At 62.5% G+C, this 1,718-nt stretch carries 2 protein-coding genes; one reads left to right on the top strand and one right to left on the bottom strand.

The genetic code is table 11. The features are described 5' to 3' along the window. Positions 1-159: 159 nt before the first annotated feature. Positions 160-531, bottom strand: coding sequence for a nuclear transport factor 2 family protein (locus tag QF015_RS21550; protein WP_310211279.1), 372 nt, complete (start codon positions 529-531; stop codon positions 160-162). Between QF015_RS21550 and QF015_RS21545 the strand changes: the two genes are divergently transcribed. Continuing rightward, positions 530-1,603, top strand: a complete 1,074-nt coding sequence (locus QF015_RS21545) for an RNA polymerase subunit sigma-70 (protein ID WP_429390724.1) — start codon at positions 530-532, stop codon at positions 1,601-1,603. The two genes, QF015_RS21550 and QF015_RS21545, sit on opposite strands and share 2 nt — an antisense overlap. Positions 1,604-1,718: the final 115 nt, after the last annotated feature.

Raw genomic sequence — 1,718 nt, 5'->3', positions numbered from 1 at the left:
CGGGAGGGTGTGGGAGAGTAGGACACCGCCGGACAACCATTAGGCAAGAGCCCCGACCACACGGTCGGGGCTCTTCCCCTTTAACCCACAAACAACACCAGGTTGGCCGCATCACAGGCCGCGCTGCGGATCCACGCCGATCATCACCGCCGTCACCACTTAACCGACATCGCCACGAGCCAAGGCGAAGGGCAAGCGATCGAAGATGATGTGGATCTCGGCGATCCGATCATTCTGAATGCGATACAACTCTGCGCCTGGGGCGCTGGGAACTGCGCTGGTGGCTGTGTCGTACATGAGAATTGCTTCGCTGTCATTGCCGTAGGCCGCAAGGAGCGTCGAATGAGTAAGGGATGCGGCAAATGGTTCCATGAACGCCCGGACAGCGGCTCTGCCGCTGAAGGTGCCCGAAGGCGCATGGCACGTGACGTTCTCGGTCAGGTGCTTTGCCGCCGAATCCAAGTCCCCTGCTGTCCACGCACGGTGGTACGCGACGGCGATCCCGACTCCGGTGGTTTCTTTCCCAGGCATGGTCTGTTCCTCTCGTAGATGGTTGCGTCTATGTAGACACCGCAACGCAGCAGATCGGAACGCCCAAGTGGTCCCGTGCCAAGATTGGAGCGTGACGTCAGCTGAGTTGGAGGCCGCCAGAGCCGGCGACGAAGAGGCATTTGCGTCTCTTGTCGCGCCCTTCCACCGGGAACTTCATCTGCACTGTTACAGGATCACGGGTTCAGTTGATGACGCTGACGATGTGATGCAGGAGGTTTTGCTCGCCGCGTGGAACGGCTTGCCCGGATTCGCCGGTCGAGCGTCCTTGCGGACGTGGCTTTATCGAATTGCCACCACCAGATCACTCAATGCCCGTCGACAGCAAAGCCGGCGTCCTCGTCCCGCGCCCATACCGCCGTTCATGCCGCCGACTCCGACGGACCGGTTCGACCAACCGCATTTGCAGCCATATCCGGACCGACTGGTCGACGAGGTTGATCCTGCTTTACGGGCTGTTGCCCGCGAAAGTATCGAGCTCGCCTTCGTGGTTGCCCTCCAACGAATGCCGCCGCGTCAAGCCGCGGTGCTGATGCTGTGTGACGTGTTGGCCTTCACGGTTACCGAAGCCGCGGAAATGCTGTCCATAGCTCCGACTGCGGCCAAGGGTCTTCTCCAACGTGGCCGGTCTGCACGTCCCTCTACAGTTCCTGCCGCGGCGGGAGCCGATAACACCCGTCTCGCCAGGAAGTTTGCCGAGGCTTTCTCCCGCGACGATATAGATGCGGTGCTTCAATTGCTCACGGATCAATGCTGGCTGGCGATGCCGCCGGCCAGCGAACGCTACCTGGGCCGGAACGCCGTTGGCAGTTTCCTGCGAGCCAGTGCGGCCGGCCGGCCGGGTGGCCACTACTCGCTGGCGGCTGTCACAGCCGGTGGGAGGCCGGGTTTCGTCTGCTATCTGCAGGGCCGCCCCCGTGGACTCCTGGTGATTGAGCCGACCCCCGATGGCCAGGGGATCGCCTCGATCATGCGGTTCCTTGACGATGGGCTGCATCGGCACTTCGGAGTGCCGGACTCCAGCTCGGGAAGCGGTGTCGTACCTGTCGATTAGCGGTGCCACCGGTAGGCGCCCGACGGCGGTGGGTGGGGTTTTGGGGGTGGATTTGCGTTGGGGGTTGGGGGCGTGTATTGTTTTCTGAGTCGCCGGGTGCGAAACGGAAAGCCGG

The sequence above is a fragment of the Paenarthrobacter sp. TE4293 genome, from assembly GCF_050435325.1.
Lineage (GTDB): Bacteria > Actinomycetota > Actinomycetes > Actinomycetales > Micrococcaceae > Arthrobacter > Arthrobacter nitroguajacolicus_C.
Note: the sequence above shows the minus strand (reverse complement) of the source record. Positions and strands in the feature narration are given on the sequence as shown.